The sequence below is a fragment of the Paenibacillus germinis genome (genome assembly GCF_013141785.1).
GTDB lineage: Bacteria > Bacillota > Bacilli > Paenibacillales > NBRC-103111 > Paenibacillus_E > Paenibacillus_E phytorum.
Genome location: NZ_WHOC01000030.1, coordinates 1 through 24759, shown reverse-complemented (window position 1 = coordinate 24759; position 24759 = coordinate 1). Strand labels below are relative to the sequence as shown.

The 24759-nt window shown below is 45.0% G+C and carries 18 protein-coding genes; 11 read left to right on the top strand and 7 right to left on the bottom strand.

Features of this window, described 5'->3' with window-relative positions; genetic code table 11:
- The first annotated feature begins 39 nt into the window (after positions 1–39).
- From GC102_RS06990 to GC102_RS06980, 3 genes are read left to right on the top strand one after another with little or no spacing between them, the layout of a single operon-like run.
- Positions 40–1710 carry a spore germination protein gene (locus tag GC102_RS06990; protein WP_171688827.1) on the top strand — a complete coding sequence of 557 codons (1671 nt, stop codon included), beginning with the start codon at positions 40–42 and terminating at the stop codon, positions 1708–1710.
- A 21-nt stretch (positions 1711–1731) separates the two neighbouring features.
- Positions 1732–2832: a GerAB/ArcD/ProY family transporter gene (locus GC102_RS06985; protein WP_171688826.1), complete on the top strand. Its 1101-nt coding sequence runs from the start codon at positions 1732–1734 to the stop codon at positions 2830–2832.
- A complete protein-coding gene (locus GC102_RS06980) occupies positions 2819–4024 on the top strand; it encodes a Ger(x)C family spore germination protein (RefSeq protein WP_171688825.1) in 1206 nt (401 codons plus the stop codon). The genes GC102_RS06985 and GC102_RS06980 overlap by 14 nt, the downstream gene beginning before the upstream one ends.
- 96 nt (positions 4025–4120) lie before the next feature.
- Here the strand turns inward: GC102_RS06980 and GC102_RS06975 are convergent, their stop codons facing one another.
- The 3 genes from GC102_RS06975 to GC102_RS06965 all read right to left on the bottom strand — a co-directional run bounded on the left by GC102_RS06975 (position 4121) and on the right by GC102_RS06965 (position 5245).
- The gene (locus GC102_RS06975; protein ID WP_171688824.1) at positions 4121–4351 is read right to left on the bottom strand and encodes a cold-shock protein; all 231 of its coding nucleotides are present in this window, start codon (positions 4349–4351) and stop codon (positions 4121–4123) included.
- 70 nt (positions 4352–4421) lie between these two features.
- Positions 4422–4622 carry a cold-shock protein gene (locus GC102_RS06970; RefSeq protein ID WP_028553508.1) on the bottom strand — a complete coding sequence of 67 codons (201 nt, stop codon included), beginning with the start codon at positions 4620–4622 and terminating at the stop codon, positions 4422–4424.
- A 200-nt stretch (positions 4623–4822) separates the two neighbouring features.
- Positions 4823–5245: a MarR family winged helix-turn-helix transcriptional regulator gene (locus GC102_RS06965; protein WP_171688823.1), complete on the bottom strand. Its 423-nt coding sequence runs from the start codon at positions 5243–5245 to the stop codon at positions 4823–4825.
- 196 nt (positions 5246–5441) lie between these two features.
- Here GC102_RS06965 and GC102_RS06960 point away from each other — a divergent pair, with 196 nt between their 5' ends.
- Together GC102_RS06960 and GC102_RS06955 are read left to right on the top strand one after the other, a co-directional pair.
- Positions 5442–5897: a CBS domain-containing protein gene (locus tag GC102_RS06960; RefSeq protein ID WP_171688869.1), complete on the top strand. Its 456-nt coding sequence runs from the start codon at positions 5442–5444 to the stop codon at positions 5895–5897.
- Positions 5898–5948: 51 nt separating this feature from the next.
- Complete coding sequence (locus GC102_RS06955; protein WP_312883187.1) at positions 5949–7409, top strand: MDR family MFS transporter; 1461 nt, start codon at positions 5949–5951, stop codon at positions 7407–7409.
- 74 nt (positions 7410–7483) lie between these two features.
- Here the strand turns inward: GC102_RS06955 and GC102_RS06950 are convergent, their stop codons facing one another.
- Positions 7484–8224 carry an SDR family NAD(P)-dependent oxidoreductase gene (locus GC102_RS06950; RefSeq protein WP_171688822.1) on the bottom strand — a complete coding sequence of 247 codons (741 nt, stop codon included), beginning with the start codon at positions 8222–8224 and terminating at the stop codon, positions 7484–7486.
- A 125-nt stretch (positions 8225–8349) separates the two neighbouring features.
- Between GC102_RS06950 and GC102_RS06945 the strand changes: the two genes are divergently transcribed.
- On the top strand, positions 8350–9243 hold the full coding sequence (locus GC102_RS06945) for a LysR family transcriptional regulator (RefSeq protein ID WP_171688821.1): 894 nt from the start codon (positions 8350–8352) through the stop codon (positions 9241–9243).
- Positions 9244–9405: 162 nt separating this feature from the next.
- The gene (locus GC102_RS06940) at positions 9406–13533 is read left to right on the top strand and encodes an OmpL47-type beta-barrel domain-containing protein (RefSeq protein ID WP_171688820.1); all 4128 of its coding nucleotides are present in this window, start codon (positions 9406–9408) and stop codon (positions 13531–13533) included.
- A gap of 758 nt (positions 13534–14291) precedes the next feature.
- Here GC102_RS06940 and GC102_RS06935 read toward each other — a convergent pair.
- The gene (locus GC102_RS06935; RefSeq protein WP_171688819.1) at positions 14292–16067 is read right to left on the bottom strand and encodes a cache domain-containing sensor histidine kinase; all 1776 of its coding nucleotides are present in this window, start codon (positions 16065–16067) and stop codon (positions 14292–14294) included.
- On the bottom strand, positions 16064–17602 hold the full coding sequence (locus GC102_RS06930) for a response regulator transcription factor (RefSeq protein ID WP_171688818.1): 1539 nt from the start codon (positions 17600–17602) through the stop codon (positions 16064–16066). Before GC102_RS06930 ends, GC102_RS06935 begins: the two co-directional genes overlap by 4 nt.
- Before the next feature lie 230 nt (positions 17603–17832).
- Here GC102_RS06930 and GC102_RS06925 point away from each other — a divergent pair, with 230 nt between their 5' ends.
- The 4 genes from GC102_RS06925 to GC102_RS06910 all read left to right on the top strand — a co-directional run bounded on the left by GC102_RS06925 (position 17833) and on the right by GC102_RS06910 (position 23538).
- A complete protein-coding gene (locus GC102_RS06925) occupies positions 17833–18756 on the top strand; it encodes an ABC transporter permease (protein ID WP_171644524.1) in 924 nt (307 codons plus the stop codon).
- A 29-nt stretch (positions 18757–18785) separates the two neighbouring features.
- A complete protein-coding gene (locus GC102_RS06920) occupies positions 18786–19676 on the top strand; it encodes a carbohydrate ABC transporter permease (RefSeq protein ID WP_171688817.1) in 891 nt (296 codons plus the stop codon).
- Between the two features lie 123 nt (positions 19677–19799).
- Positions 19800–21419, top strand: coding sequence for an extracellular solute-binding protein (locus tag GC102_RS06915; protein WP_171688816.1), 1620 nt, complete (start codon positions 19800–19802; stop codon positions 21417–21419).
- An 82-nt stretch (positions 21420–21501) separates the two neighbouring features.
- On the top strand, positions 21502–23538 hold the full coding sequence (locus tag GC102_RS06910; protein WP_171688815.1) for an alpha-galactosidase: 2037 nt from the start codon (positions 21502–21504) through the stop codon (positions 23536–23538).
- Positions 23539–24500: 962 nt separating this feature from the next.
- Here the strand turns inward: GC102_RS06910 and GC102_RS06905 are convergent.
- A partial coding sequence (locus GC102_RS06905; protein WP_171688814.1) for a helix-turn-helix transcriptional regulator occupies positions 24501–24759 on the bottom strand: 259 nt, incomplete at its 5' end.

Genomic DNA, 24759 nt, shown 5'->3' with positions numbered 1-24759 from the left:
CCGGAGAAATTATTCCAAAAAGACGGTGAGATCATCATCATGATGCAAAAGGTAATGGTTTATTTTTTAAAGCCGGATATATGGTTGGGAGCTTTTGTTTCTTTCGTTATCCCGTTCGGAATTTCAAAGGTATTTCATTGGATACATGGTGTGGAAGGGAGTAAATCCCTTTGGTTGGGCTTCGTTCGGAGAAATAAGAAGAAAGAAAAACATTTGGAACAGACGGTGCCTCAACAGAACCTTCAGTTAACAGTCTGTCTGGAAGATAATCTACGGGTAATGAGAGAAATCATCGGTCATAGTCCTGACATCATTTTTCGCCAATTCAGCGTAAGGCATATCAAATGGAAAGCCGCCGTTGTTTATGTCGATGGATTAGTCGATAAAGTCGCTATAACCGAACAGGTGGTCAAGGCGTTGATGAAGGATCAAGAAGTACTCATGCAGACACCTGCCAGTGCGGAAGAGATGAAAAGCAGAATTACGGATTGTGTGATTTCGGCTACAGAAGTGAAAGAAGTTCACAGCCTGAAAGATTGTATTCACGATGTACTTTCCGGAAATGTTGCTTTATTCATGGATGGTATGGCCGATGTCCTCATTATTGGATTATCCGGAGGGGAAGGCCGATCGATCGAAGAACCGCTTTCTGAGGCGGTTGTACGTGGGCCAAGGGATGGTTTTGTCGAGAACCTCCGCAGCAATACGGCTATGCTTCGCCGTCGCATCAAAGATCCCAGCTTCACTATTGTCAACTATACAATTGGACGCCGATCGAGAACGGAGGTGTCCTTGATTTATATAAAAGGATTGACTAATCCTGAATTGGTGGAAGAAGTGAAGGAAAGGGTGGAGAGGATCGATATTGATGGGATTCTGGAGTCAGGGGATATTGAACAATTGATTGAAGATAATTACCTCTCCCCATTTCCGCAGGTCCAGAATACGGAACGCCCCGATCGAGCAGTAAGTGCTTTAATGGAGGGGCGTGTTGTCCTTATGATAGACGGGACCCCCTTTGCTTTGATTGTTCCTATTACATTTTTCATGATGTTGACTTCATCTGAGGATTACTATGAGCGATGGCTCCCGGCATCGTTGATCCGAATAATGCGGTATGGCGCTGCATTCCTCGCTTTGTTTCTTCCAGCTCTTTATATTGCATTAATCTCCTACAATCATGGACTCATTCCGACGAAGTTGGTCATCTCCATTGCCGCGGGAAGAGAAGGGGTTCCATTTCCATCTATTGTGGAAGCGCTAATTATGGAGATTACCCTTGAAATCCTCCGAGAAGCCGGGCTTCGCCTACCGAAGCCCATTGGACAAGCCGTTGGCATCGTCGGAGGTCTGGTGATCGGTCAAGCAGCCGTGCAAGCGGCAATCGTGAGTCCCATCATGGTTATTGTTGTTGCTTTGACCGCAATTTCTTCTTTTGCCTTTCCACAGTACGGTGCTGGGATTGCAATCCGAATACTGCGATTTGCGATGATGATGGCGGCAGCAGTATTGGGCCTTTACGGGATTATTCTGTTTTTTATCCTCATCACGGTCCATCTTGTGAAGCTAAAAAGCTTTGGGGTTGATTATTTGTCTCCATTAGCCCCCATTCGACTAGGAGATTGGAAGGATTTCATCTTAAGAATGCCGCTCAAAATCATGAAGCAGCGACCTAAAATGAACAAACCGCAAGATCGTACACGCCAATAATGAGGATAAGGGGCATACAGCGTGATCACAAACCATAAAGAGCAAATCACAACTACCCAGGCTTCCTTGATGGTATCGAAGAGTATGATCGGTACAGGAATTCTCATCTTGCCTCAGGGATTATCGAAGGAGGTCGGAACCCCTGACGGATGGATCTCCGTAATCGTGAGTGGACTTCTCGCCCTACTAGCCGGATATATAATCGTCAAATTGAGTCAACGTTTTCCCAAGCAAACTTTTTACCAATACAGTCAAACGGTCGCTGGAAAACTACTGGGGAGAAGTGCCAGCATTGTACTTACCCTCTATTATATTGTCTGTTCAGGTTATTTGCTCCGCTTTATGGGAGAAGTGATTCGTATGTACTTATTGGATAATACCCCTTTAGAAGTGATTATGATTGTGTTTTTAAGTTTGGCGGCCTATCTCACTGTGGGAGGTATAAATCCGATTGCCCGCCTGACCGAACTGTTTCTTCCCGTTGTTGTTTTTTTACTATTGGTGTTTATAGTATTCAGCTTGGGGGGGTTCGAAATAGACAATATTCGTCCGGTACTGGGCGATGGCATGCTGCCTGTATTGAAAGGTATCAAGCCTTCGATCTTTTCATACAGCGGGACCGAAATCATGCTGATTTTGCCTGCCTTTATGATAGAACCACGAAAGGCTGTGAAAGCTTCACTTATGGGTATTGCTTTGGTCATCCCGTTGTACACCTTGGTCGTAGTGATTGCTATCGCTACGTTAACAGTAGATGAAGTAAAGACAGTAGCCTGGCCAATGATGTCCGTAGCCAAAACTATTGAGCTGCCGGGGGGATTCTTCGAACGGTTCGAATCTTTGTTCTCTGTCCTTTGGGTGATATCGATGTACTCTGCTTTTGTCATCTATCAGTATGCAGCGTCCCTTGGATGTGGCCAGTTATTCCGGAAGGAGCATCGAACATTCATTTATGCGTGTCTGCCGGTTATTTATCTCATTGCCATGTTTCCTGCCGATTTGAATAGTCTATTTAAATTCGGTGATTTTCTTGGATACTCAGCTTTGTTTATTGCGGCTATCATGCCCCCCTGCTTCTTGATCATTGCCAAGCTAAGGAGGAAAGGCCTTGAGAGTCGTTAAAAGGAGCTGCTTATATCTAGCCCTTCTTTTGCTGGTCATTTCCATGACAGGTTGCTGGGATCGGAAGGAGATTGAAGACGTCGGGATTGTCCTTGGAATCGGATTTGATGAGCCGAGTAAGAACATGACGGAACGAGAAAAGAACGGAAGTATCGATGGCAAAAAAGGAAAGCGTCAAGCCATTTCCATGATTCATCAACTTGCCATTCCGAAACAATTTGCTGCTAAAGAAGCAGGGATATCGCAAAAAGATTATATCAATCTCATTAGCGAAGGAACTTCCGTTTTTGAAAACATACGTGAATTGTCTACGCGGGCAGAGCGTTCCCCCAGCTATGAGCACTTGAGGATCATTGTTATTAGTGAGACTATCGCACGGAACATCGATTTAAATAATCTTATCAATTTCTTGTTGCGGAATACAGAAACGAGGCGGTCCATTCGAGTTGTGATATCTCAAGGAAAAGCCGAGGATGCTTTTGAAAAGAGCGGGATCGTTAGAAACCCAGCCTTGGTACTTAGGGAATTAGCGGATAATTACCAAAAAACCTTGAGCATGGCTAATGAATTCAAATTGGGCGATATGTCGGAAAAGATAACAGGAAAAACCAGTTTTATTGTTCCGCGGGTAGATACCACTAAAAAAGAAGCAAAAATTGCCGGGGCTGCCGTGATCAAAGGCAAGACGGCCAAGATGATCGGGTGGTTAGGCGAGAAGGAAATTGTAGGATTGAACCTGTTGAAAGGAGAAAAGAAAAACTCGGGAATTATTTCAGGCTCGGATCCGAAGAGCGGAGAGACGATTGTCTATGAAATCCGAACAGTGAAAAGCAAAATCAAACCCCAAGTAAAAGGAGACAAGCTATCTTTTGCGGTTGAAATACATTCAGAAGGAAAACTGCGGGAAGATTGGGTTGATCCCGGAAATGCTTTTGATCAGGAATTTATTAAAAGAGCGGAACAGGCAACAGAGGTGTCCATTCAGGAATTGGTCGAGAAGGTGCTTACCAGAACACAGAATGACTTCAAGGTTGATGTAATCGGATTTGGAAAGAAACTCAGCATCAATTATCCCCAAATTTGGAAAAAGATGAAAGAGGATTGGGATGACGAATTTAGCGGTGTGGAGGTAGAAGTTAAAGTTAAAGTGAAAATACAAGAATTTGGAACAAGAGGCACGAAGAAGGGGTAGCAGCAAGGCATCGCCGAATTCACTTCTGCCTGTGCATCCCATCGGTTGTATGTTTAAATGAATTTTCAAGTATTCTAAAGTAGTATTTTGTTCCCCCTACGAGATCTGTCTGCCTTTATTTAGGGACTTCATATCTATGTTGGAGTTGGCAAGCAGAGGAAGCATCTTCACGCTGCTAATCATGGGAGAGTGACAAAGGTGGCAAGTTGGAACGTATTCAAACGCAAAATTGTCTCGAATCCAGCCCTTACAATCTTCTTCGTTGCAAGCCCAGATTTTAGTGTTTTCCTGAGGGAGATCCTCTAACGATTTTCTTCGAAAATACATAGTTTACTCCTCCTTAGATTAAAAAAACTGCCCTTAACACGTGTTAAGGACAGTTTACTGTGTCTGTGTATTACAGTTTTACAACATTCTCGGCTTGTGGTCCGCGGTTGCCTTGAGCTACGTTGAATTCAACACGTTGACCTTCGTCTAGTGATTTGAAACCATCGCCTTGAATCGCGGAGAAATGTACGAATACGTCATTTCCACCCTCTACTTCGATAAACCCAAAACCTTTTTCTGCGTTAAACCATTTTACTGTTCCTGTTTCCATAATAAATTACCTCCAAATAGTTATTTAACATGTTTTTTTAACAAAAAAATCACACATTGAAAAAGATACCATTACACAAATGATCACCTTTTCAATATGTGAATTTATGTGAAAACTGTTTATAGGATGTATCTTATCACACAAAAGTCTGTAAAGCAAATTAACATGGATCCAATGAGGGTGGAACAGTAAGGGAGGGGTTATATAAAAGTGCGGTTAAACTTACTCAGAAGTTCTCCGAACATTTGCTGATCTTCCAAAGACCAGTCATGCAATAGCTCCGCTACTCGTTCGAAACGCGCCTGTTTGTTTAAAGCCAGTTCTTTGGCCCCGCTTTCCGTGATTTGAAGGGAATAGGCACGACCATCTTGGGGATCTAGAATCCTGTATACATAGCCTTTTTGTTCCAGAGCGGCCGACTGTCGGCTGATTGTTGAGATATCCAGATGAAATTCCTCTGCCAAGGCTTTGACGCCTGCAGATCCATGTGAAGAGATTTGATGAAGTAAAAGATAGGCAGAACGATCCAGATTTCCAACTTTTTTATTAGTGGTTGCGGCCATAAATCGGCGCATAAGAATGGCTAATTCAACCTCAATGGTTTCGGCAGGATGTTTCGTCATTGGTTACCTCGTCTTAATTTCTTTATAAAACTTCATTACTTTTATCGTAACATACCCGGTATGTTTTGAATATCTTCGAACATACGGACTGAATACGGATTGACTTCGCACCGTATAGTTGTATAATGCAAGTATATAGTTTCATCATACAACTTATTTGAACAAAAGGCAATTTCTAAACTGGAGGGGAACCGTCATTAAGGCAAATGAAATCATGGTTCGTCAAGTCTACAAAGTAAAAGAAGACGATACTGTACGCGTCGTGATTGAAAAATTTATAAAGCACCGAATCAGTGGGCTTCCCGTTGTTAACGATCGGAATGAAGTGGTTGCTTACATTAGTGATGGGGATATTATGCGTTTTATCGGCAAGCATGACGACCATGTCTTCGGTTCTTATTTCTACACGGCTGTCATCAAGGGAGACAATGAAGAGTTCCACGAAAGAGTTCGCAGCTTACTTCCTTTGAATGTGATGAAAATCGCCCGAAAGAAGGTAATTACCGTAGATTCTGAAGAGGATATCGAGCAAATTGCGGCCATATTGGGTAAAAAACGAATTAAAAAACTGCCGGTTCTAAACCAAGGCGTTCTTGTCGGAATAATCAGCAGGGGGGATGTTATTCGGCATTCCTTCCAGTCCATTTTATAAGGATGCCAAAGGAAAGAATAGAACGTACAGCGGCAAGTTGGAGGAAAAGAAGTGGAGAGTAGAGACTCAATACAGAAACCATTCTGGCGTATTGTTTTTGCTGTATTTTTTGGGAATTTCATGGCGGCCTTGAGCACGACTACCATTAATGTGGCTTTGCCCGTTTTCATGGACGATTTTAATGCTCCGCTGAATACCGTTCAATGGATGATGTCTGGATTCATGCTGGCAACAGGTGTTATTGCTCCTGTCATTGGATTCATCGGGGATAAATTAAGCTACAAACGGCTGTATGTCTACGCGTTAGGCGGATTTACACTAACCTCCTTACTTTGCATTTTCGCATGGAATATGGAGTCGCTTATTGCTTTTCGAATTCTTCAGGGGCTCTTTAGCGGTATTATTATGCCCACTACGATGACTATTATTTATCAGGTAATTCCAAAAGAGAAGCAAGCCAGCGCAATCAGCCTTTGGACCGTTTCTGCCATGCTGGCACCGGCATTCGGCCCAACGCTTGGGGGCTGGTTAACGGAATCTTATGGCTGGAAAGCTCTATTCCTCATGAATATTCCGATCGGGATCATAGCCATGATCGTCACTCAGCGTTTTATTCCGTACTATCGGCTGGGGAAAGGTTTATCCTTGGACTTCGTCGGATTCCTTACCGTCATCATCGGAACGAGCTCGCTGCTTACATCCTTTAGCCAAAGTCATAGCTGGGGGTGGACATCATGGAAAACGATGTTGCTTATGCTTGTGGGCATTATCATGATTGCTTACTTTGTTATGCGGTCGCTTAAGTCAAACGAACCATTACTTAATTTGCGCTTATTCAAAATACCTAGGTTCACTTACAGTCTAATTTTGAATTGCACCATTACAATTTCTCTATATGCAGGAACTTTCCTTATCCCGATTTACCTGCAAAAAATTCAACATGAATCCACACTGCACACTGGGCTTGTCATGCTGCCGGGAACACTGGCAATGGCGCTTGTTTCTTCACTGGTCGGGAAAGTGTATAACAAGGTGGGGCCATTCCGCTTGGTCCTGTCCGGCGTCATACTGATGGGTGTGTCCACATGGGCGTTGTCCCGACTAAGCATGGCTTCAGGCACAATCTTCATCGTTACCTGGATTGCCATTCGTTATGTTGGAATCGCTATGAGCAATATGCCCGTAACAAATGCCGGGATGTCTGCCATTCCATCACAATCGTCAGGGCAAGCGTCGGCACTTATGAACTGGATCCGTCAAGGAACCGCTGCGCTTTCTGTCAGCCTTTTCAGTACCATTCTTTCTTCCCGAACCCTTAGTTATATGGGACAATCTGGAGTTAATGATAGTCAAGCGGCTTCGCGCGCACTTTCACTAAGCATACAGGACTTGTTTATAATCGGCACGATACTTGTTGTCATAGCGGTACCACTCACATTTTTCCTCAGGAAAAAAAGTCCCTCTGCAGGTGGGGTGATCATGGGCAAGATGGAGGACGTAAAAAACGGATAAGTATCAACTGATTACTAGTAGTTTTTCGAACAAGGAGCAGACTGCCGTTGCAGCTGCTCCTTGTTTTTAATTGATTATAACGTTTGTCCACTATCCACGGTAATGATTTGACCTGTCATTGCTTCTTGTTCCAAGGCTGCACAGATAAATTTAGCAATATCTTCAGGTGTGGAAATGCGCTGCAGCAGAAGATTAGGAGCTAACCTGTTCATTTGTTCTTCTCTTCCAGTCCACCATCTTGTCGCGACGGCTCCCGGTGCAACGCAGTTGACTTTAATATCTGGAGCTAAGGCGCGTGCTAATGATTTCGTAAGACCGTGAACTGCCGCTTTGGATACGGCGTATGGAAGAGAGGAGCCTAATCCTGTTTGTCCCGCTATACTGCCGAGATTGACTATCGCTCCTTGTTTATTCAATTTCATGAAGGGGGCAACAGCTCTAGCGCAGAAATACATACCTTTAACATTAACATCATAAAGTTCATCCCATACTTCTTCTGTTGCCGCTTCCAGATCATCAAACGGGATATGTCGTGTAATGCTGGCATTATTCACAAGCAAATCAATTGTCCCAAATTGTTGAACCAATGTATCTACCATTTTCCTGACTTCTTTGTCTTGAGAAACATCGGCTTGTATGGCTATTGCGCGGCCACCTTTTGTACGGATGATTTGTGCTGTTTCTTCCGCATCGTCTTTTGACCGCGAATAGTTCACCGCGACAGTTGCCCCCCGCTCAGCAAGCGCTAGGCAAGTAGCCCTCCCGATCCCTGTACCTCCTCCAGTAACAAGAGCCACTTTGTCTTTTAGATTCATATGTAGCCATCTCCTTTTGCTGCACTTTGATATAAATGATTGTATATGGCTATTTTGAATTTGTATAATTGAAGTAATTGATCGATATGTTCAAAAAAATTGAACTTGGCGCAAGGGGGACTACGATGGATCTTAAAACATTGAAAACGTTTCAAATGATTGTAAAGTACGGTAGTTTTATCCGCGCAGCTGATGAAATGAATTATGTGCAGTCGACCGTTACGATGCAAATTCAAAAGCTTGAATCCGACTTGGGTGTTCAGCTTATCGAACGAGGAAAAAAAATCCGGTTAACAGAAGCCGGGAGAATGTTCTACGAACAGAGTTTACAAATTGTAAAAAATATAGAGCAATTAGAAACGAACTTGTCGGATTTGAAATTAGGTGAAAGTGGGAATATCCGTTTAGGGGTGACGGAGCCAACTGCCAGTTATCGATTACCTGGTATCTTAGAGAGGTTTTTATCACAATTTCCGAAAATTCGTATCTCGGTTGAATTTGCAAACACGCCAACATTGAGCGAGCGGCTTCTCAAAGGGGATATCGATGTGGCTCTTTGTTCGGCACCGGTTCTGGGTTCCGATCTCTATTTTGAACCCTTATTTAAGGAAGAATTTGTGGTCTTGATGCCGGAGAACCATCCGCTAGCCCAAAAAGCTGTTATCGCGCCGGAGGATATTCCGGGACATCGCCTGCTTATCACGTCAGCAACCTGTCCGTACCGCAGAAAACTTGAGATGGTTTTGCAGGAATCAGGGAACATTCCAATAGATACTATGGAGATTGGCAGTATGACAGCTTTGAAATATTATGTCGAAAGCGGGCTAGGTATTGCCCTTGTGCCAGAGATTGTTTTGAAACCAATTCCTACAGGAACGACGATACGGCCTATGAGCGGCAGTCTTATAGACATGACTTTCGGCATTCTCTCCAAGCCTTCGGAGTATCCGTTGAAACAGGCAAGCTCAAAGCTTTACCAATTTTTCAAGCAAGAACTTCTTGAACATGTCCCCAGTTGACTCAAAACGTAGACCCTCAGCCCGTTGCTGTGGGTTTTTTGCTAGTAAATTACAAAGACCGTTAATTATCGTTATATTTCTGAAAATAATCGTGTAGAGATCTCTTTGAGTTCATTCCTATAATGGACATGAATGTAATTACTTTTGACAAGGAGAGATTTTATGCGAGAAAGGATTGCGAAATGGGTAGCTTTGTTCATGCTTTTGTTTATGACGATCCCAACCAACGCGGGTATTGGCGTTCAAACAGCGTATGCGGATAGTCAAACCTATGAAGCCGAAGCCTCGGTTAATGTGTTAAGCGGTAACGCATCAGTGGCCGAGTGCACTGTATGCTCGGGAGGAAAGAAGGTAGGCGGCCTCTATCAAGGAAGCTCGCTGCAATTCAACGCAATTACCGTGAACGAAGCTGGAAGCTACAAGGTGTCGGTTTCTTACATATCCGGCGATCCTCGTTCGGTGAACATCCGTGTAAATGGAGGGAGTGCGGAAAATTTCGATTTTCCCAAAACGGTTGATTGGAGCACGGTCGGCACCTTTGATGTCACACTTCAATTAAATGGCGGTACGAATACAATCGTGTTCGACGATGGTAATTGGTATTCGCCGGACATTGATAAGATCGTAGTAGCGCCCACAGCAACTCCGAATCCCGGAGGTGGCGGCGGAAGCGAAACGCCCCCGACATTCGCACAATATTACGAGGCTGAGTCTGCTGTAAATATGCTTACTGGCAAAGCTTCCGTGTCCAATTGCGGCACGTGTTCAGGAGGCAAGAAAGTCGGCAATTTGTATCAAGGAAGCTCGTTGCAATTCAATCAGATCCAAGTGAATGCTCCTGGTATCTACACGGTGAAACTGTACTATATTTCCGGCGATCCCAGATCCGTACAAGTCAGTGCGAACGGAGGGACGGCCGACCTATATGATCTGCCGAAAACGACGGATTGGAATACGGTCGGCACGTTTGACGTCGATCTTTCTTTAAAAGCGGGCAGCAACACGATCATCTTGTCTGACGGCAATGCTTACTCCCCTGATATCGATAAGATCGCAGTGTCGCCAAAAATCGTTACCTATGAAGCGGAAGCTTCCACTAACACACTTGCTGGCAAAGCAAGCATTTCGAACTGCAGCAGCTGTTCCGAAGGCAAAAAAGTCGGCAATTTATATCAAGGCAGCTCCCTGCAATTTAATGGGGTTGAGGTGGGATCAACCGGGAATTATCAAGTAACGGTTTCTTATATATCCGGCGATCCTCGTTCTGTACAAGTCAGTGTAAATGGCGGAGCCGCTGAAACGTACGATTTTCCGAAAACACCCGACTGGAACACGGTGAATACGTACGTTATTCCTTTAGCTTTAGTGGCTGGCAGCAATACGATCCAGTTTGCTGACGGCAACGGCTACTCCCCGGATTTGGATAAAATCGTGGTCGGTCCAAAGATTGAACCTAATCCTGGCGAAGACGATAACGTTGGGGGCAGCCTTGGCGATCCCGGCGAGTCGAAACAGTATGGTTCCATCACCGTAACGCATTATACGTATGGCGCGACTTTTTCGAACGGCGAGACTACCATTACGTATCATACAGACAGCGGTCTGGCTGATTATTCCTGGAAAGATGCCAAAATTGTAAAAGGCGTATACGGCAGCTTACAATTGGGCGAACTTGTCACCAGCAAGAGTTATACACATCATACCTTATCGGATGCTGCAATCGTCCCTGTTCATGACGGTTTCGGTACTGGCCTTCGGTTTACTGTAATTAACGAATCGCCCGGTAAACCTGCGCTTCATCAAATCTATACCGTTTATGAAGGAAAGAGCTTCTTCCTTACCCAGTTAGAAGCGGTTAACACTTCATCCATGACGACGAATAACATGGCTCCTATCGTTGTAAACAATAGCGGCGGAGTGGATATTGGTAGCTATGCGGATAACAGAGCGTTATTTGTCCCATTTGATAATGATAATTGGATTCGATATAAGGCCCAATCAATCAACACTTCGAACACTGGTTATGAAGTAACGGCTATTTATGATAACGCGAATCGGAATGGTCTCGTGATCGGCTCAGTCACTCACGATACTTGGAAGACGGGCATTTCCTGGAACGGGTTTAATAACAAATTGAATAATCTCACGGTGTATGGCGGAGCATCCTCCAACATAACGCACGATGCCGAACCTCACGGGAGCATTTCAGGTACTAAATTAACGTCACCAACCGTGTTTGTCGGCTACTTCGCTGATTACCGTGCCGGTCTCGAGGAATACGGACGTACGAACGCCGTGCTCACTCCGCCTTTAAGCTTCAATGGCTCTGTTGCCCAAGAAGTTCCGGTAGGCTGGAACAGTTGGGGGGCTTACGGCAGCAATCTCACCTACCAAGATGTCATTGATACGTCGAATTACTTCAAGACGCACCTTCAAAACAATAATTTTAACAACAAAGGTGCACTATACATTAACTTGGACTCCTATTGGGACAATTTAACGGATACCCAGCTGCAGAATGCGGTGGCAACAATCCGGGAAAATGGTCAGCAAGCTGGTATTTATTGGGGACCCTTCGTTTACTGGGGCAATAACATGAGTCAGACTGTCGAGGGTACGAACAATCAATATACGTACGGAGACATTGTTTTGAAGGATAGCACAGGAAAGATCTTGCCTACTCTGGACGGCGCCTATGCACTTGATCCGACTCATCCGGGCACGAAAGCACGAATGGACTATTATTTGGGCAAATTTAAGACATTAGGTTTCACTTTTATCAAATTGGATTTTTTAACGCACGGTTCTTTGGAAGGGAAGCATGCCGACACAACCGTGACCACTGGTATTCAAGCTTATAATCAAGGGATGGCTTACGTGAACCGTGTCATTGACGGCAGCATGTTCATTAGCGAATCGATTGCGCCGTTATTCCCCAGCCAATATGCACACAGCCGTCGAATCTCTTGCGATGTGTACGGCAAAATCAGTGAAACGGAATATGAACTAAATGCGCTCACCTATGGTTGGTGGCAGAATGGAACGATTTATCCATACACAGATCCAGATCATATGGCGTTATCGAGGGCAAGTTCCTTGGATGAAGCGCGAAGCAGAGTGAATTCTGCCGTTATTTCCGGCACGGTCTTCTTGAATTCCGATGACGTTCGTAATGTGAGCGCTCAAGCCTACATGAACGAGTTGTTGACGAATAAGGCAATTAACCGAGTCGCTTTACTGGGTAAAGCTTTCCAAGCGGTCGAAGGGAACACGGGAGCAAATGCGGCTGATACGTTCGTACTGAATGACAACGGAACTTATTATGTGGCTGTTTTCAATTACAGCTCTGCTTCCTCTTCGACGAAGTCCATCGATCTGGCTCGTGCGGGATTGAATGGCATCAGTAATTATCTACGAACGGATTTATGGACGGGAGCCGAGGATAAGGTGAGCGGTAAGCTGAACGTAACCCTGAAGCCCGCCGAGTCTAAACTGTTTAAGATTCACCTTGATTCTATTCCGCCTACGACGAGCGTCATTTTGGATGGGATCAACAGTTCTGGAACCTTTACCAACAAAGACATCACTATGACATTTAACGCAGCGGATCAACCTGGTGGATCCGGCATCCTGTTGACTGAATATCAGCTGAACGGCGGTAATTGGGTAACGGTTAACGGACCTGTAACGCTATCCGAGGAAGGCGTTTATAGCATTCATTATCGTTCGAAGGACCGAAACGGTAATGTGGAGGAAGCCAAGCAAGTGACTGTAGGCATTGATCGCACAGCACCCGTGGTCCGAATAACCGATTCATTAACAATCTGGCAAACAGATTCGTTGAACCTGCCTGTTCAGATCACGGATGCGTTAAGCGGCATAAGCTATAGCACCGTTCAACTGGATAAGAAGATCACGGGCAATCCAATCAAAGCTGCCCCTGCAGCTTTAGCTGTTGGAAACCATGTGATTGAGATAACCGGGACGGATCTGGCCGGCAATGTAACGGCGAGTACGTATTCGCTTCAGGTACAGATAGATACCAATCATTTCATTGATCTCATCAACATCGGTGTTGCGAACGGTTCGATCACGATTTCAGACAAAGGCAAGGAATTACTTGCCAAAGTGGAAGCGATTGTGCGCAGCAGCAATAAAGAAGCGACTGTCCGTCAATTAAAGGCGCTGCGCATCTTTGTGGAAGCTTTAACCGGCAAAAAGATCACCAAGGAATTCTCAGTGATCCTCATCGCCGACATTGATTACTTGATCAAAAATGTCAGTAAATAGCTGGAAGGAGAAGGGGCTGTCCCAAATGGGTAATAGACCATGAGGGGTATCTACCTTTGAGAGGGTTACACTTTTTTATGAGGACTTCCTCCAATAGGGGGAGGTCCTTTTTGGTCAGCGTTGTTCTTAACGGAACGACAAGCCGCTAAAGTGGATGAAATGAGCTGAAAATTGAATTAGCGGAACGAGGAGGCTTTATTTGATGAAATTTGTGCGATTCGAAGTTAAAAACAATGGAATAGCGCCTCTACGTTTCTCGTTTCTTGAATTAGAGCATATTTCACGTAAATAGCGTCGCTACGTTCCCCTTAGAGTAAGCCTACCCTGATGGATGCAATGTATCCATGAAAAAGCTGCCCCTCTAATGTATTTAACATTGTTGGGACAGCCATTTTTTTTGCGATTTTTTGGGGTTAGGGGGAGGAGACGAACAGCTTCGTGAAGGTAGAGAGGCTATCGTGGTTAGCCAATGTTGTAGTTTCTACAACAATTCACACGTCAAAAGGCTATTTTGCAAGATGAAGTTGTAGTTTGTACAACATTTTGAACCCATTTGTTGCGAAATAGCCTTATTGGGTCCAAATTGTTGTACATTCTGCAACAACAAGGGGAGAGAGGCGGATTTAGGCTGAAATTGTTGCACTTTCTACAACATCACTCAACTGAGCACAGGCATTTCGTCTCTTGGGTTCAGTCTGATTTGCATTGATCTTACTCTCACCCAAGGTCGACCTAAACCGATTCTTCTCAAACCGTGCTTATGAACTAATACCGTGCAGCGGAATACGGATTTGCGCCTTCGTTCCGACGCCGAATTTACTATAAAGCGTAACACCGTATTCGTCGCCAAATGCTAGTTTGATCCGTTGGTCAACATTGGTAATCCCATACCCCGAGACATTGTCGGTTTTATTCAGAGCACGCTCCAGTGTTTCAGCTCGCATACCCATCCCGTCGTCGATCACTTCCAGATAAATATCGCGATCATCCTTGTACACCTTGATGGTAATATTAATTCCGACTTCATCGTCCCAAACGGCATGATTGATGGCGTTTTCGACAAATGGCTGTAACGCCAGTTTGACCGTCTGATAAACAAGTACGGAATCGTCAATCGCATAATGGAGTCGAAGGAGTCCCTCAAACCTGATCTGCTGGATGGCGATGTAATACTTGGTGAGTTTGATTTCTTCACTGATGGGCAGTATCATTTTTCCTTTATTTAAGGAGATCCGGTAAAACTTGGCAAGGTGAGAGACCATTTCGTTAGTCGTGTTATCTTTGTGTTTAACGGCCAATGCTGAGATGGACGCTAACGTATTATATAAAAAGTGCGGATTGATTTGGGCTTGTAGCATGTTCATTTCCGCTTCTTTCTTCGAAATTTCCTTCTTATAGACCTCATTGATCAGTTCTTTCAGGCGACTAGTCATTTTCTTGAATGCAAATGATAACTGGCCAATTTCGTCATGCCCCATAAACTTCATGTTGACATTAAAATCTTCCCGTTCTACCCGCCGGATGACTTGAAGGAGGGATTCGATCCGTTTGGTGAAGAACCTTGCGGTTATATAAATCAAAACGACGGAGATAGCTATGCTGCTCAAAGCAATGATTAGAATTCGTTTGGAGGCGATTTGTGCGTTTGTAATAAAGCTCTTGTAAGGGATGACGGAAATCGTTTTCCAGCCATTCTTGATCGTGTTGTAAACGACGAGCGATTTCTCGCCATTGTACATGCTGTCGAAGCTTCCTGAGTTTTTCTCACCAAAGGTACCGGGGATCAGTGTGCTGATATTTTGGTTCAGAAGCGCTTTGTTGCGGTTAGATAAGATATTTCCGTTTTCGTTAACGATATAAATGTCTTTTTGTTTATCTTCCTTTTCCATGAGCCGATAAATGTCGGCTTCGGCAATATCGAACGTAAGAATACCGTAAGGATAGTTAAGGCTGTTGTTATTAAGCAAACGCGCCAGCTTGAATACGGGTTCAGTGTCAGCCGTTGTTGCGGATACGCTGTAAGTCACATTCCCGTAAGAATGGGAGATTGACTCATACCAATTGGTTGATTTTGCCGCAGCATCAATTCGCTTAATATATACGCTGTCCGCAGGAAATGTCGTATTGCTCGTGTAGATGGATACCGCACGGATGTCAGGATTAGTTGCCAGCACATTATTAATCACATTATTGAAGTAAATGTACGAATCCAAATAGTCTGTACTGTTTTCGGTGTAATCTTTGATCAGCAACAGACGCAGCGTATTATCCAAATAAATGGATGCGGATATTTTCGAATAGGAATCTAGCTTCGTTTCCAAGTTGGCGTTAAGTTGATCTGTCGTTGCAATCATATTGGTATAGATTTGCGTCGTTAGTTCCCGTTTGGTCGTGTCATAGGAATATTTGACGAAAAACAATAAAGGTAAGATCGAAACGATGCAAAAGACGGCGAACAACTTGCTGCGCAAACTGAGATTAAGAAACGTTTTGGCTACAAACCGGAGTGGCATTGGCATTCGTGCTTGTATCATAAAAGTTTTTTCCGGTATTCGTTGGGTGTCGTTCCTTTGAACTTCTGAAACACAGAGCAAAAATAGGAGACGTTTTCGTAGCCAACGGATGCAGCAATCTCATGTATTTTTTTGGATTTGTCTTTAAGTAGTTCAGCAGCATGATGAATCCGTACACGGGTTAAATATTCTAATATCGTTTCTCCGGTTTTATCTTTAAATATGGTTCGCACGTAATTGGGTGACAGATACACCTGTTTAGCGATATCCTCGATGGTCAACTGTCTGCTGAAGCTGCGGTCGATGAGACTTGCGATTTGATGAATGATATGGAGATTCTTGTCCTTGTCCTTTTTCTTCATTAGGGAGAGGATAGATTGGCAGACCTCCAGGATGTGATTTTCGATTTCATTTATGGTGGAGTAATTGGCGATACGCTTCCAATCGTCGACATACATCGAATTGACGGAGTCGCCCCCGAGTAAATTGGCAAAATGCTGCTCAATGGCCGTAATAAGACGCAACGAGCTTGAACATACCAGGTCCCGATCGACCTTCGAGGTGCGCATAGTATCAAAGAAGTCTTGAATCACGGTGATAGCCGCAGATTCCTGCAAGTGGGAAATGGCATGACAAAGTGATGCAATCGCCGGTTCAGGGTTCACCTCTATGTAAACCGGCTCGATGGCCTGATCGGCCTTTGTGCACGATCCCAAGCCGAAATAAAATTTGCTTTCATTTGCTCGTTTGGCGCCTGCACATATATCGTATAAGCTTTCGAGGCCCATAGAAACGTCCGATACACCGATTGAAATGATCGCGTCGTTTCTGTCGTTTACATACCGAATCAGTTGCTCTGCTGCATGGCAAAGTTCTATAGACGGAGTATCAGGCTTGTGACAGAGAAGTACGAATGTTCCTTCCTTGATTTGACAGAGAAAGGAACGGGGTATTTCCGTCTGAGCGAAATTGCGGATAAGTGTCACGAGCTCCACACCATAATTGCGGATAGGGTCAACTGTTATATATAAAATCTGAAAAAAACCGCTCGAAGGCATCATGGAAGGCAGCAGTAACAATTTATCAATCCATTGGGACCTAACCATGGGACTACTTTCCAAGATCAGCTCTCTCAGATAAGATTCCTTTAGTACTTCCGAGGTTTGGGAGGAAATCCGGAATTCCTCGCACTTCTGTTTGACTTTCTCCATTAAATGCTGGAGCTCCCCCATGTCGAGAGGCTTCAACAAATAGCCGATCGCTTCCACGGATAGTGCCGCTTTAATATAGTGAAACTCATCGTGACCACTTAGGAATGCGATCTGGACATTGCGATTGATCTGTTTGGCTCGTCTGCTGAATTCCAGTCCGTCCATAATCGGCATACGGACGTCCGTTAATATGATATCAGGACGAAGTTCTTCCATACGCTGAAGCGCTTCTCTGCCGTTCTTCGCCGTTCCAGCGACACGAATGCCCATGTCTCCCCAACGTACGTAATCGGCCAGCATCTCGAGCTCCATTTTTTCATCGTCTACAAGCAGTATGCTGTACATTGAAAGCGCTCCCACCTTTCCAAACGCTGATATTACCCAATTTTATTGTAAAACGTATAACTCAAATAAACAATGACCTCGCCAAAGGATCGTTCATTTGGAATATAATTCTGAAGATGCTTGTATAGAATTGTTTTCTGCTCATTCCTATAATGAAGAATATACAAAATGATTATGGTTGTGACTGAGCGGCACAAGCCGCCGCAGCCTGGAAAGGGCGGGTTATACATATGGAAGCGCGACTCAGAAGGATGAAAGGACAAAAATATTTATACTTAATGATCCTGCCCGCCTTCATCTCTACCATCTTATTTTCATATGGTCCGATGTTCGGCTTGTACATGGCGTTCATCAATTACTCGCCCGGCGGTGGTTCCTTTTTCCACCAGTTTTTTACGAGCAAGTTTGTCGGTTTTGAGTGGTTTCGGTACTTCTTTACAAGCGGTGATTTTTATATCATCATGCGCAATACGATTGCGCAAAGCTTCTTATCGCTGTTGGTTGGATTTCCGGCCCCGATTGTGCTAGCCCTAATGATCAATGAGGTGAAGACCGGCTTATTCAAAAAAGTGGTACAAACGGTATCGTATTTACCCCACTTTATATCTTGGGTCATAGCGGCAAACATCATCATAACGCTGCTATCCTCGCAGGGGCTGATCAACAAGTTGCTGATGCTAATGCACATCACGGAGCAACCGGTGCAATTTTTCCAAAACGGCCATTATTTTTGGGGGATTATTGCTGTGTCCAATATGTGGAAAGATATGGGATTTAACGCAATCATGTATTTGGCTGCAATTTCCGCTATTAATCCCGAACTATATGAAGCAGCAAGAGTTGACGGTGCTAGCCGCTTACGCCAAATGTTTCACGTCACACTTCCGTCTTTACGCCCAACGATCGTTATTCTGGCCATTTTGTCAGTAGGAGGTATCTTGAACGCTGGGTTCGATCAGCAGTATTTGTTGCAAAACAACACCATCTTGAAGTATTCGGACGTTATCGATACCTATACGTACCGATACGGATTGCAGAACGGCATGTTCTCTTATGGCGCTGCGGTTGGATTGTTCAAATCGGTCATTGCCTTCATCCTAGTCGTCAGCGTCAATACGCTCTCCAAACGAATGAATCAGCAATCTTTGTTCTAATAAGAAAAGATAGGAAAGGGTGGGTCTGAATGAGAACAAGATCAAGTGGCGATATCGTCTTCGCCTGGGTCGTTTATGTGTTCCTTCTTCTCGTATTTATCGCAACGTTCTACCCCTTCTGGAATATTCTCGTGCTGTCTCTAAACAGTGCGGAGGATACGATCCTGGGCGGCGTTTATTTCTGGCCGAGGGTGTTTTCCTTAACAAGCTATGCACAGATTTTAGGCGATCAGGAAATTATTAATGGGGTCAAAGTGACTCTAGCACGTACGTTGATAGGCACGCCACTAGCTGTTCTGGTAATCAGTCTGCTTTCTTACCCGCTCAGCAAGCGTGATTTGGTCGGTGGGAAGTTCATCACCCTTTTCTTCATATTCACGATGTACTTTGGCGGAGGCTTAATCCCCTACTATATGATCTTAAAGAGTCTGCACCTAATTGATACCTTCTGGGTGTACATCGCGCCGGGTCTTATGAATGTGTTTTTTATGATATTGGTACGCACATTTATTCAGCAGCTTCCTGGGGAATTAGATGAATCTGCGAAGATGGACGGCGCGAACGATCTGCAAATTTTCGTCAAGATCGTATTGCCGCTGACGACTCCGGTGCTTGCTACGATAGGATTGTTTACGGCAATCGGCCATTGGAATTCTTGGTTCGATTCCTATGTATTCACCTACAAGCCTGAATTGAAGACGCTGCAGGCTGTTCTCGTCAAAATTTTGAATCAGTATCAGACGTCTTCTATGGTGTCGGATGCGCAGCAGATGGCGGATTCGGCCAAACGCCTCGCCGTATCGTCGGATTCGATCCGTATGGCTGCAACGATCGTGGCAACGGTGCCTATTGTCATCGTGTATCCGTTCTTGCAGAAGTATTTTGTGAAAGGCATGACCGTGGGAGCAGTTAAAGCCTAATCCAGCTTTCTCATTCTTGAAAGGCGGTGGTTGGGAGCGCAATCCGCAGAGGATAGGACGATATCCTATTAAGCAAGGTAATCAGCTGTTTCCAATACAATTAGTCAAGGGGGATTTTATTCCATGTTCAAGACCAGGAAAACGTTAAACATGCTGCTTTCAACGGTCCTTATGGGTTCCGTCATCGCCGGTTGCTCTACAAAAGAAAATACGGCTTCGCCAAGCGATAAGCCAGCTGTTGCAACCGATAACAAAGCAAACGATACGACACCGATTAAAATGACGTTCTTTGATAAAAATACAGGCGACGCCTTCACGAACGAGGTTGCCAAGGAAATTACGAAACGGACGGGCGTTACGATCGAAATTCAGCAGCCAACGGGCAATCCTTCAGAAAAGCTGAATCTGATGCTCGCCAGCAGCGATCTGCCGGATCTTGTGCTAATGGACCGCGGAGGAGATATCGTTAGTAAGTACATCGCCGCAGGGGCGATTATTCCGCTGGATGATCTGATTGCGAAATACGGTCCCAACGTGCAGAAAATGTATGGGGACACTTTGAAAAAGACGCGGTTTACCGACGGGAAAAACTATTATCTCTCTAACTGGTACGGCGCGGAGAATGAGCCTGTATTCGGCATAAATATGCGCATGGATTGGCTTAAACAGATTGCTCCGGACAAAGCTGAAGGCGGAAAGCCGTTCACGGCAGATGAATTCGAAGCGCTGTTGAAGGATTTCAAAACAAAGCTTGGTAAAGTGGACGGCAAAGACGTATTCCCGATGAGCTTCAACGGTGAAAATATGGGCGCTGTGCTCGGAACGTTTAAAGGCATGTGGGGGATGAAGACATACTACGAAGATAATGGAACACTGAAGTACGATGTGAAGGACCCGAAATATAAGGACATGCTGATGTACTTGAATAAGCTGTACCGAGAGGGCTTGATTGATCCGGAATGGCCAGTCAACAAGAAGCAAACGTGGGAGCAAAAGATTTCTAACGGACTCGTATTTGCATCACCAGGCGCTTATTGGGATTTCGGTACGCCTAACGGTGTGCTTAAGAAAGCAGGCGGACCTGAAAAGCAGCTTTATCCGTATAAGCTAGTAGGACCTGGCGTTGACCCTGCAAAAACGACTTTAGGGCCAAAAAGCTCGCTCGGTTGGGATGCGATTGCGATCACAAAGACGAATAAAAATCCAGAAAGAACGATGAAACTCATTGACTTCCTAGCTAGCGAAGAAGGCCAATACCTTCTCATGTGGGGGATAGAGGGTGTGCACTGGGATAAGAAGGACGGCAAGCATACGCCGCGTCCGGAAGTTCTTCAAGGCTTTAAAGATGATTGGGATAACTTCGCGAAGAAAACAGGTATTCGCAAATGGACTTGGTTCGTGAAGAACGGTAAAGGCTCCGACGGTACGCCGTTTGATTTGCCGGGCCGTTACCAGCGTGGCGAGATCGACCAGATGGCACTGAAGAACTTGTCCGATACGGTATGGGAAACGTCTGCTTATGATAATCTCGGCCCTGCCGGCGGCACCCCGGATGCGCTCGTTAGCCAGAAGATTTCAGATATTATGAGCCAAACGATTACGAAAGTCATCATCTCCAAGACCGATACGGATGCAGCCGCTCTGTTCGATAAAATGCTTGCCGATATGAAGGCAGCAGGTGACGAGAAGGTCGAGAAAATCATTAACGACAACTACAAGAAACGCATGGATCTTTGGAAATAAGATGAAGGTCAGGAAGCCGAGGCACTGTTCCGGCTTCCTTCTTCATTTAAATGTCTATAGGCATGAAGGGAGCAGGTTAAGGATGACATTCAATACGGTGATCTATCAAGAGTTAAACGGGCAAGTGGTTGGAGAAAATGGGTTATGCCGAATTATCGTCGATCTGGCGAGCGGATTAATCGATTATGAATGGGATTCCGGAAGCCGCTTGAGTGGCGCTTACAGCGCAGCGCGGATCGATGGAGGCAAATACGTTGCTTCGACCGAATATTCGGAGCACAAACTGGCCGCTAGCGGCGCTCAAATGATCCGTGATGATTTCGGCACCGGCTGCCGGTTATCTGTGATTCATTCGGCTGAGTCGCTTCCGGTTATGACGCAGACGTTTTGGCTATATGAAAAAGTGCCATATTTTTTCGTTCAGGTTGAGCTGGAGGGTGTCTCGGGAGAATTGGAGACAAACTACATTTCTCCGTTGACGGTGAATGCTGCTAAGGGATCATCAGCTTTGGAAATGGCGGCAGAGGAACTGTGCGCGCTGTTGGTGCCTTTCGATAACGACAAGTGGGTACGTTACGAATCAACCGCCATGCCGAACCAGCTGGAAAGCTATGAGGTAACGGCTATTTTCGAACCTGCATCGAGAAAAGGGCTAGTAGTTGGTTCGGTTACCCATGATACATGGAAAACCGGCCTGAAAGTAGTCGGTCATGAAGGAGCGGCTATTCACCATTTGGAGGTATACGGTGGAGCAGCTGGCGAGTATACGCGCGATACCATTCCTCACGGTACGTTGATCGGTACAACGATTGCTTCACCGCGTATCTTCGTGGGCATGTATACGGATTACAGAACCGGACTTGAGGAATATGGAAAGGCCAATGCTGTGATAGCTCCACCTCTTCAATGGGAACACGGTGTTCCTTTCGGATGGAATAGCTGGTCGGCGGCAGGTGGAGAACTCGACTACGAGCTTTACACCCATACGTCGGACTTCCTAAAGAGCTTGTACGTTGGTGGATTTCATCATCAGGGGACGGTCTATATAAACTTTGATTCCTTCTGGACGAACTTAACACAGCAGCAGCTCGAAGACGCCGTGCGCCACGTTCGTGAAAATGGACAAAAGCCCGGCATTTATTGGACGCCTTTTGCCTTCTGGGGGAATGATTTCGATCGGGTTGTGGAAGGCACGGACGGCAAGTATACGTACCGAGATCTCCTGCTGCGCGATGAGCAAGGGCAAATTTCACCCGATTTAGACGGCGGATTTGCAATTGATCCTACGCACCCTGGCAATCTGATGCGGACGGAGTGGCATCTTGAACGTTTTGTCAGGTGGGGTTTCGAGTACATCAAACTCGACTTCCTTGGACATGGTGCTTTGGAGGGCGTGCACTTCGATAAGGAAGTGCGTACAGGGCTTCAAGCGTATAACCTTGGCATGGCCTTGATCAAGACTAGGCTTGATCCCATGGTTATCGGACGTCCATTCTTTATCAACTTGTCCATCGCGCCGATGTTTCCACATCAATACGCCCATAGCAGGCGCATCTCTTGTGATGCTTTCGGTACACTGAAAGATACGGAGTATATGTTGAATTCACTCACATATGGTTGGTGGATGAATGGGACTATATATCCGTTCAACGATCCTGACCATACCGTTCTATATAAGAGTTTTAACCAAGAACCTACGATGGTGCAGGAAGGTAGGAGTCGTCTAAACGCTTCCCATATTGCCGGAACGGTTCTTCTCATGGGGGACGATTTCCGCAAAGAGGAAGCAAGAACTAGGGCAGAGGACTGGTTGACCCGGCCGGAGCTGCTGGAAATTGCAAAGACAGGTAAAAGTTTTATTCCGCTAGAGGGAAATACCGATGCGGCTTCTGCTGATGTTTTTTTTCAAATGGCAGATGATGACTGCTTCATAGCCGTGTTTAACTATAATAAAGATGAAACAGTTGAGAAACGCATATCCATTGAGCGTTTGGGTCTGCACCAAAATGCGACTTATGAGCTGCATGATCTCTGGGAGGAAACTGCCATTCAGACGTCAGGAGACATAAGCGTTCGCTTGGAACCGGCAGAGTCAAAGATTTTTAAGTTGATTTTATAGAGGGAAGAGCTGCTTCGGCAGCTCTTTTTTAGTAGATAAGAAAGTATAAGTTTTATACTTTTGCTTCGCATCTACCTTGACAAACGCGCTCGTCCCAGAAGGACGACGGAGTCGTTTATCCTTGCCACATAAGAACGCGGTTTTCGGTTCCCGAAAACCAAGCCCATCCAGTCCCATATCTTAAACCGCTCAACCGTCCATTTCGTATCGATTCTCCAATATAGCCGCTCCTTCTGCCAAGTAGCCAAATAAGTAATGTTCACCCACCTGTGAACAATATTCTTGATTATCTACCTGCCCTCGCACTCAACTTTCTACAATATACTCCAATAAAGGAGTGCATCCATCTCATGGCCCAATCACAGGCAAGCTGCACCCATAGTTCTTCTATCCGAAATTCAACCCGGACCCGGGATCACCAGATTTTGGCGGAACGTAGAGGCCTTATTTTGCTCAAAAACGCGTATTTCACGTTTTCGCGGAACGAGGAGCCTCTATTTCCCTCTTTCGAGGTGTAAAAACCGGTAAAACGCCAAAATAGCGTTCCCACGTTCCGCTTACAGGCCCTGCATAGGCATAATCTCCAAAATAGCGGCTCCTCGTTCCCCGCGATCCTCAGATTAGCAGCTTATATGTCCGAAATCACTCCAAAGAGTTGGATTTGGCCAACTGATTCCCCGAAGGGTGAGCAAATATGAGTGGTAGTTGGCATGATTCCTATTTAGGTAAACTTCGTAAAGTGGTTGGAACGCAAAAAATAATAGTAAACTCGGTACGGGCCATAGTATTGGATGGTGAAGGTCGTGCCTTGTTCATAAGGCGTAGTGGTGATAGAAAATGGGGTATGCCGAATATTTATTTCGAGTAGATGAGTGGAAAGGTACTCTTGAAAAAGAGACATCACGAAAGAGTGTTTAAAGATTGCAAAAAATTCGTTGGAACATTAATTTTGGAATAATAAGCTAACGTAGTTTTTTTCTGTATTTCATCGGTGTTGTGCCTACAAGCTTTTTGAAAGCCTGGCAGAAATAAGGGTAATTGTACATCCCCACCTCAATGCTGATCTGCTCAATTCCTTTGTTGCTTGTTATTAATAACAGACAGGCTTGTCTGATACGTCTGGCGAGAATATAATCCATCAACGTAGCGCCGGTTTCTTGTTTAAAGATACGAGATACATAATATTTGGATATATGCAGATGATCCGCTAACGTATCGAGT